This is a genomic window from Alcanivorax sp. HI0044, from assembly GCF_001634945.1.
The window spans coordinates 1-7,992 of sequence record NZ_LWEZ01000136.1; the positions used below are offsets into that span (position 1 = coordinate 1).

Here is a 7,992-nt window from a genome sequence, read left to right on the forward strand (position 1 = left end):
CACCGACTGGACTTCATAGGTCTTGATGTTACCCAGCGTCGGCAGCTGCGGCTCCGGCACCGAGGTCTGCATGCCCATCCAGGTGGACACATCACCCTGCTGGTTGATCACCCACTCATACACATTGGTGCGGAAGTTGGGGTCCACCGCCAGGGTGACACCGCCACCCTGGCGCACGGCGGCGACCAGGGCATTGGTCATGGCCTGCTCCGGGTTATCGCCATAACCCCGTGCGGACACGGAAACGGTTTCCGTCATCGCATGGCTGAAGGACGAGCACAGTAGCAGGACAAGAAAAAAGGGAGAGAAAAGATGTTTGATCATGATGACCTCCTTGCCAGTAGCGACAATCGTGCCACCACTTATATCACGAATAAGGCCGGCGTGAGCCGGAAACGGGCGGCTTCGATGATACCGCCCCGGCGCACCTCAAACGGCCGAGGCAGGGCGTCCCTGCCTCCAGCCACCCCGCAGATCCCTGCGCGGTGGCCGTTACCGTTTGCAGTCGCGAATACGGCCCGTTTACAGGCCGAACAGGCTCTTGGACTTGGTCTTGCGAATTTCTTTTTCGTTGGCCCACTCGATGATGCCGGTCTGGATGTTGAGCAGCTTCAGGGTGAACTTGTAGTACACGTCCTTGGTGCTGCCATCGCGTTTCACGATGGAAGAGAAGTTGCCGTACATCATGAACTCGGCGCCAATTTGACGACCCATGGCCGCAGCGGTGCTTTGGTCTACCAGGCCGGATTCGCTCTGGTAATCCAGCTGCTCACGAACACGCTCTACGACTGTCATGTCAGCGAAACGGAACTTGCCGGAGTTGATCAGCTTGGACTGGATGGTATCGGTGATCGATTCGGTGTCCACGTGCTCGGTGGTCTTGTTCTTGATGCGGTCCACAAACACCACCGGGCGACGACTCTGGGTCATCTGCACGATGGGCGGGAACACCAGCATGTCATCCACCATTTTGCTGGCAATCATCTGCAGGTCGGTGGAACCGAAATCGGTGTTCACGGTTTCGCGGCCCTGGGCATCGCCATAATCCACGGTGGAACAGCCAGACAGCACCAGTGCAGCGCCAAGCATCATCATTGAAAATACACGTACCATTCTTGTTTCTCCTTGTTCCTTGTTACGTCAGCCGGGCTGACAGTTATTCCTGCACCCAGATTTCGAAGCGCACGGCGGACGGATTGGGGGAAACCCCCTTCACACTGTTCTGGCTGCGGCCGGCCATGACCACCTGCTGCCAGGGCTGGGCTTCCGGTTCCAGTTCAAAACCGTCGGCATCAAACCACTTGAACTTGTATTGGAAGTCGAGCTGGAATTTCCAGTCATTTTCCAGCACCGCCTGAACCATCAGCATATCGCCCACACGTTTCTGGCGCAGGTCTTCCACGGAAATGCGGCTGGATAGCAGGCTGTTGTTGGAATACACCTTGGTAACGACTTCGCCGTCTTCGGTGACTTCCATCTGGCCTTTATTGCTGGCGGAACATGCGGCCAGCATCAACGCGACCAGTATCGCCAGCATCGGGCGTAAGAATGTCATAAGGGTCCCTCCTGAACGGGTAACACGCGAGTAATCAATTGGCCAGGTACAGCCACTGCATGAATCACGGTGAGGCCCCGGCGTACTACCGGAACCGTCAGCGTTCTGTTGCCTGCCGGGGTACTAAGCACCAATGCATGCTCGCCCTGGGGCAGGTGAAAACGGGTGGCCTGGGCATAGGCTGGCAACGTCAGCCAGCTGCGCCGATCGGCCTGCTCACTGACCAGATTATAGATCTGTGTACTCAGTGAGCCTAACAGACCGAAGTTGTCGTTGGCCTGTTTTTGCATATTGTACTTGGCCGTGGCCCGCAGGGTCTGGCGCACCAGCATGCCGGGCATACGCTCTTTCAGATCCTTGGCGGCCAACCCGCCCACATCCGCCAGCACCACGGTTTCCCCCAGCGGCTGGCTGGCGCTGTCCAGCACCCGCAGGCTGTTGGGGCGCGGCTTGCTGCCAATGGCATAGGTGGGGAAGGCCACGGAAAACACGCCGTGCACGGTGGGGATCGGCAGGGTGAATTCTTCCCGGGGCTGCACAAAGCCTTGCTCATACAACACCGCGACCATGCCTTCATCGCTGTCTCGCAGCGCACGAGGGTTGGACACCCGCTCCACGTCTTCCTTGATCATATCCACGCCGGAGTTGATCTCCAGCGCTTTCTTGTAATCGACCAGGGCATCGTTATATTCGCCGTGGGCCTCCCAGAACAAGGCGGACAGGTAGAAGGTCCAGGCATTCTGGAAGCTGGCCTTGACGCCGCCGGCCACCGCATCAATCCCCTGGAAATAGCCGTCGAACTGGGACACGTCCACGTCGTTCTCTTCGGCCTCTTCCTCAGCCTTGGCGATTTCCTTTTCCCGCTTGTTGGCCGAGACCCGCTGCTCCAGGGCCGCCGCACGCAATTCCACAGCGGTGCCGGTGACATCGTTCTCGGCCCAGTAGTTCAGCGCCTGATAGGCACGGGTGAAGATGCGCTCGTAGTCCGGCGCCACATAAGGGCGGGCATTGTCGTTGGTGATTAGCGAGGTGCCGGAGGCAGCCAGGGACGAGACCTGGATCTTTGCGCTGGCATCCTCTGCATCGTATTTGGATACCACATCGGCAAAGGCATTGCGGCTGGCTTCGCCTTCGCCATTGAGTTGCGTAACCCGCCCCAGCTCCTGCAGATAGAGCACGCCATCGCCCCCGGCGGTGGCTTTCTCCAACTTTTGTGTGGTCCCTGCACTGGCGGCCTCATTCCCCAATGTGGCCTTCCATTTTTCTGCCTGGCTGGGGTAGGACACGAACATGGAGTTCGTGGCACAGCCGCTCAGCATCGCCAATAACGCGACAGACAGGCATCCCTTCCTGAACAAATTCATGATCTTAGTGTATGCCCCAAGAAAAAAGCCGAAGCAGGCAAGTTAGCCTGACTCCGGCTTTTTGTCGAGCAGTTCACACCCTGCTGGCACAATATGCCAACATTTGTGTGCCGCTGTTACGACTAGAACAACACCCGGGTGCGGATGGTGCCATCGATGGTGCGCAGCTTCTCCAGCGCCAGCTGGCTGTAGCCCTTGTCCACATCGATGACCACGTAACCAATCTCTTCGTTGGTTTGCAGGTACTGGCCGCAGATGTTGATGCCGTTCTCGGAGAAAACGGTGTTGATCTGGGTCAGCACGCCGGGCACGTTCTTGTGGGTGTGCAGCAGGCGGTGCATATCCGGGTGCGGCGGCAGGGCCACTTCCGGGAAGTTCACCGCACCCAGGGTGGCGCCGTTATCGGAATAACGGATCAGCTTCTCGGACACTTCCGTGCCGATGTTCACCTGCGCTTCCTTGGTGGAGCCACCAATGTGCGGGGTGAGGATCACGTTATCGAATTCGCGCAACGGGCTGACGAACTCGTCGTCGTTACCCTTGGGCTCTTCCGGGAACACGTCGATGGCGGCGCCCAGCAGGTGGCCGTCTTTCAGGGCCGCCGCCAGCGCGTCGATATCGACGACTTTGCCGCGGGCGTAGTTGATCAGGTAGCCCTTGGGCTTGATCGCGCGGATCTGCTCTTCCTGAATCATCCAGCGGGTGTCGGCGGTATCCGGCACGTGCAGGCTGACCACATCGGACTGGGCCAGCAGGTCGGTGAGCGTGCCCACCTGTTCCGCGTTGCCCAGCGGCAGCTTGGGCACCACGTCGTAGAACTTCACCTTCATGCCCATGGACTCGGCCAGCACACTTACTTGCGCACCGATGTTGCCGTAACCCACGATCCCCAGGGTCTTGCCACGGATTTCGTAGCTGTCCTTGGCAGACTTCAACCACCCGCCACGGTGGGCCGACGCGTTCTTCTCGGGAATGCCGCGCATCATGTTGATGGTGTGGGCAATCACCAGCTCCGCCACGGAGCGGGTATTGGAGTAGGGCGCGTTGAAGACCGGGATACCACGCTTGAGAGCGGACTTCAGGTCCACCTGGTTGGTACCGATACAGAAACAGCCGACGCCAATCAGTTTTTCCGCCGCCTCGAACACCTCGTCGGTGAGCTGGGTGCGCGAACGAATGCCGACAAAATGGGCATCCTTGATTTTGGCAGTCAGGTCATCCCCGGTAAGCGCAGTGGGCAGCAGCTCCACATTGGAGTAACCGTTCGCTTTCAGGTTCTCCACGGCGTTTTCGTGGATGCCCTCGAGCAGGAGAACGCGGATCTTATCCTTCTCAAGAGAAGTATCGGCCATGATTCTGTCTCGGTAGCCTGTGAAATGGGCGCGTATGTTAACATAGCGCGCTCAAATTGAGAGCAACCCATGCTGTACTTCTGTTCAAGTCAGCATGAAGCCGTTTCAAGCCCCCGGTTAGACCCGTTCAGGAGACCTGTTGATGACTGCCCTTGCCCATGCTGCACTGGAGCAACTGACTGATTTGCTTGGCAATCGCTGCCTCACCGACCAGGAAAGCGCAGAACGCTACGGGGTCGACTGGACCAAAGTCTGGGCACCGGCCCCCTGCGCCGTGGCACTGCCCGAGACTGCGGAAGAGGTGCAACAGATCGTCGAAATCGCCAACGAGCATGGTCTGCACCTGGTGCCGTCCGGGGGCCGCACCGGCCTCTCCGCCGGGGCCGTGGCATCCAACGGCGAGCTGGTAGTGGCCTTCGATCGCATGAACACGATCCTGGAGTTCAACGAATTTGACCGCGCTGTCACCGTGCAACCCGGCGTGGTCACCCAGCAGCTGCAGGAATTCGCCGAAGAGAAGGGCCTGTTCTACCCGGTGGATTTCGCTTCCGCCGGCTCCAGCCAGATCGGCGGCAACATCGGCACCAACGCCGGCGGCATCAAGGTGATCCGCTACGGCATGACCCGCGACTGGATCACCGGCCTGAAAGTGGTCACCGGCAAGGGCGAACTGCTCGACCTGAACAAGGGCCTGATCAAGAACGCCACCGGTTACGATTTCCGCCACCTGTTTATCGGCTCCGAAGGCACCCTGGGCTTTGTGGTGGAAGCCACCGTCAAACTCACCCGCCAGCCAAAAGACCTGACGGCCCTGGTACTGGGCGCCCCGGGCTTCCGGGAAGTGATGAAAATCCTGCACGCCTTCCAGCAGGACATCGACCTGACTGCCTTCGAATTCTTCTCCGACAAGGCCATGGCCCACGTACTGGCCCACGGCGTGCCCAAGCCCTTCGAGACCGAGTGCCCGTTCTACTGCCTGCTGGAATTCGAGCAGCTTTCCGAGCAGGTCGGCGAGCAGGCCATGGCCATCTTCGAGAAATGCGTGGAAGAGGGCTGGGTGCTGGACGGCGTCATGAGCCAGTCCCTGCAGCAGCTGGACCAGCTGTGGCAGCTGCGTGAGCGCATCTCCGAATCCATCGCCCCGCACACCCCGTACAAGAACGACATCTCCGTGAGCATCGCCAAGGTGCCGGACTTCGTGGAAGACGTGGACACCGTGGTGCAGGACGCCTACCCGGATTTCGAGATCGTCTGGTTCGGCCACATCGGCGACGGCAACATGCACCTCAACATCCTCAAGCCAGCGGACCTGGCCAAGGAAGACTTCTTTGCCAAGTGCAACAACGTCTCCAAGTGGGTGTTCGAGATCGTGGAGAAGTACAACGGGTCTATCTCGGCCGAACACGGCGTCGGCATGACCAAGAAGCCGTACCTGGAATACTCGCGCAGCCCGGAAGAAATCGCCTGCATGAAAGCCGTGAAAGCGGTATTTGATCCCAACAACGTGATGAACCCCGGGAAGCTGTTCGATGTTTGATGAGATCAACGAAGCCCACATCGATCCGAACGGTTACCAACATCGCTGGATCGACGGCGCCCCCATGAACATGCCCGTGGGCAAGGTGGTCTGCGTGGGCCGCAACTACGCCGACCACGCCAAAGAGCTGGGCAATGACGTGCCGGATTCCCCCATCCTGTTCATGAAACCGGCCACCGCCCTGGCCAGCCTGCACGAACCGCTGGTGCTGCCCGAAGGGCAGGGGCCGGTACACCACGAAGTGGAAATGGTGGTCCTCATCGGCAAACGTATCCGCAAGGAAACCCGCCTGGATCACATCCGCTTCAGCGTCGCCGCCTACGGCATTGGCCTGGACCTGACCCTGCGTGAAGTTCAGAACCAGCTAAAAGAAAAAGGCCACCCCTGGGAGCGTGCCAAAGCCTTCGACGGCGCCGCCCCGGTATCCGGCTTTATCGACGCCCGCGGCATCTCCGTGCGTCAGGATCTGGGCGTCACCCTGGAAATCAACGACGAAGTAAAACAACACGGCCACACCGGCCTGATGCTGTTCCCCACCTTCGAACTGCTGGCCGAAATCAGCCAGACCTTCACCCTGGAACCCGGCGACGTGGTCTTCACCGGCACCCCCGCCGGCGTCGGCCCACTCAACAGCGGCGACAAGTTCACGGCGCGCCTTGGTAACATTATTCAGGTGTTTGGTTCGGTGGCCTGACAGAAGCCACCGCCCGCTCGTCCCCCCCAACCAACCACAAAGCAACCTTTGCCTCTTTCCAGGGTCTATTTCGTTAACGCAACGGGAGAGGGTTATGGAATCAAAAGGGTTGTGGTTATCCGTATTGGGCACGCTACTCATGGCGGCGCTGGGTTTCGGGTTTGCTCACTTGGCAGAGTCCGACGCGATTTTTCTGGACGGGGTGTTTTCGCTCGTCAGCTTCATCATGTCCTTGCTGATGGTCTATGTGTCGCGGCTGTTGCAGCGTAATGCAGACCACCGTTTTCAGCTGGGCTACGCCAGTTTCGAACCCGCCTTCAACGTACTGCAAAGCCTGGTGATTCTGGGCGTGCTGACCATGGCTCTGGCCTCTGCGCTGGCAGCCCTGAGCGGTGACGGGCGCCTGTTGCAACCGGGGGTGGCGTCGGTCTACGCCGTGTTGGCCACCGCGGGTTGCCTGGCCGTGTATCTGCGCCTGCGCACGATTGCGCGCGAAACCGGTTCCGAACTGGTACGGGTGGATGCCTTTGTGTGGCTGATGGATTGCATACTCAGTTCGGTGGTGCTGGTGACCTTCCTGGCCGTGTGGCTACTTGGCGAACACCTGGGTGACTGGCTGCCCTATGTGGATTCGTTGATGGTCATTGTGATGGTGCTGATCATGCTGCCGGTGCCGTTGCGAACGCTCTATCGCAACCTGATGGAAGTGCTGCTCGCCGCACCCACGCAACAACAGCAGGAGCAGGTGCACGCCGATTTTCGCCAAGCCATGGTGGCACTCCCCGCGACGCGCTGGTCCCTGCGGATGAGCAAGACCGGGCGCATGCTGTATCTGCAGGCCAGAGTTCTATTGGAAGAAGGCGAGCAACACAGCGACGCCTTGCAGGCAGACCTCTGGCGTCGCCACTTGCAGGACGCTCTGGCACCGCAATACCCGGATCTCGAGCTGGATGTGATGTTCACTGCGGACCCGAACAATCTGCAGGCAGGGAGTGGGCAGCCCGCGTAACGCGCCCGGGCCTTTCTGGCCGCAACAGCGACGTGAAACACCATGGCTGCGTTTTCCAGCCTGTGTGAGGATGCCTTATCCACCCATAATCACAGCCAGATAACGGGAGACAACCATGATTGCCATTACCGCTGTCATGTCCGCCACGCCGGGTAACGGTGACGCCCTGGTCGCAGAGATGAAGAAGATCGCCGCCGAAGTGGTGAAGGAAGAAGGCAACCATTGCTACCTGGTTCACCAGTCCGTGGACGATGCCGATACCGTGCTGATCTACGAACAGTACACCGACCAGGACGCCATCGTGGCCCACCAGGAAAACATGAAAGCCCTGGGTGGCGGCCTCAAGGGGCTGCTTGCCGGTCGCCCCGACGTGAAGCTGTTTACCCTGGCAAGCTGAGCGCATCACTTATTCTATCAGGTAATCAGGAGGCGTCATGGCCAGCCAGGACAACACCCACAGGCTCTACGGGGTTCCCCATTC

At 59.5% G+C, this 7,992-nt stretch carries 8 protein-coding genes and 1 pseudogene; 4 read left to right on the forward strand and 5 right to left on the reverse strand.

Going from position 1 to position 7,992, the window contains the following annotated elements:
* From A3730_RS01670 to serA, 5 genes and pseudogenes are all read right to left on the reverse strand, one after another.
* Positions 1 to 324: pseudogene (locus A3730_RS01670) on the reverse strand (penicillin-binding protein activator LpoB); the annotation flags it as partial.
* A 198-nt stretch (positions 325 to 522) separates the two neighbouring features.
* Positions 523 to 1,113 carry a penicillin-binding protein activator LpoB gene (gene lpoB, locus A3730_RS01675; RefSeq protein WP_007149918.1) on the reverse strand — a complete coding sequence of 197 codons (591 nt, stop codon included), beginning with the start codon at positions 1,111 to 1,113 and terminating at the stop codon, positions 523 to 525.
* Positions 1,114 to 1,156: 43 nt separating this feature from the next.
* The gene (locus A3730_RS01680) at positions 1,157 to 1,555 is read right to left on the reverse strand and encodes a YcfL family protein (RefSeq protein ID WP_063520532.1); all 399 of its coding nucleotides are present in this window, start codon (positions 1,553 to 1,555) and stop codon (positions 1,157 to 1,159) included.
* Positions 1,552 to 2,919 (reverse strand): COG3014 family protein, encoded by a 1,368-nt coding sequence (locus A3730_RS01685; protein WP_063520533.1) that lies wholly within the window; start codon positions 2,917 to 2,919, stop codon positions 1,552 to 1,554. The genes A3730_RS01680 and A3730_RS01685 overlap by 4 nt, the downstream gene beginning before the upstream one ends.
* A gap of 122 nt (positions 2,920 to 3,041) precedes the next feature.
* Positions 3,042 to 4,271: a phosphoglycerate dehydrogenase gene (serA, locus tag A3730_RS01690; protein WP_063520534.1), complete on the reverse strand. Its 1,230-nt coding sequence runs from the start codon at positions 4,269 to 4,271 to the stop codon at positions 3,042 to 3,044.
* 142 nt (positions 4,272 to 4,413) lie between these two features.
* On the opposite strand from serA, the gene A3730_RS01695 reads away from it, so the two are divergent.
* From A3730_RS01695 to A3730_RS01710, 4 genes are all read left to right on the forward strand, one after another.
* Complete coding sequence (locus tag A3730_RS01695; protein ID WP_063537337.1) at positions 4,414 to 5,808, forward strand: FAD-binding oxidoreductase; 1,395 nt, start codon at positions 4,414 to 4,416, stop codon at positions 5,806 to 5,808.
* Entirely contained in the window at positions 5,801 to 6,502 is a 702-nt protein-coding gene (locus A3730_RS01700; protein ID WP_063520225.1) for a fumarylacetoacetate hydrolase family protein, read from the forward strand. The genes A3730_RS01695 and A3730_RS01700 overlap by 8 nt, the downstream gene beginning before the upstream one ends.
* A gap of 94 nt (positions 6,503 to 6,596) precedes the next feature.
* Positions 6,597 to 7,511: a cation diffusion facilitator family transporter gene (locus tag A3730_RS01705; RefSeq protein ID WP_063520224.1), complete on the forward strand. Its 915-nt coding sequence runs from the start codon at positions 6,597 to 6,599 to the stop codon at positions 7,509 to 7,511.
* Between the two features lie 115 nt (positions 7,512 to 7,626).
* Complete coding sequence (locus tag A3730_RS01710; protein ID WP_063520223.1) at positions 7,627 to 7,908, forward strand: putative quinol monooxygenase; 282 nt, start codon at positions 7,627 to 7,629, stop codon at positions 7,906 to 7,908.
* Positions 7,909 to 7,992 lie beyond the last annotated feature (84 nt).

Coding starts and splice junctions, on each gene's coding strand:
- lpoB (WP_007149918.1), bottom strand. CDS start 1,113: ATGGTACGTGTATTTTCAATGATGATGCTTGGCGCTGCACTGGTGCTG.
- A3730_RS01680 (WP_063520532.1), bottom strand. CDS start 1,555: ATGACATTCTTACGCCCGATGCTGGCGATACTGGTCGCGTTGATGCTG.
- A3730_RS01685 (WP_063520533.1), bottom strand. CDS start 2,919: ATGAATTTGTTCAGGAAGGGATGCCTGTCTGTCGCGTTATTGGCGATG.
- serA (WP_063520534.1), bottom strand. CDS start 4,271: ATGGCCGATACTTCTCTTGAGAAGGATAAGATCCGCGTTCTCCTGCTC.
- A3730_RS01695 (WP_063537337.1), top strand. CDS start 4,414: ATGACTGCCCTTGCCCATGCTGCACTGGAGCAACTGACTGATTTGCTT.
- A3730_RS01700 (WP_063520225.1), top strand. CDS start 5,801: ATGTTTGATGAGATCAACGAAGCCCACATCGATCCGAACGGTTACCAA.
- A3730_RS01705 (WP_063520224.1), top strand. CDS start 6,597: ATGGAATCAAAAGGGTTGTGGTTATCCGTATTGGGCACGCTACTCATG.
- A3730_RS01710 (WP_063520223.1), top strand. CDS start 7,627: ATGATTGCCATTACCGCTGTCATGTCCGCCACGCCGGGTAACGGTGAC.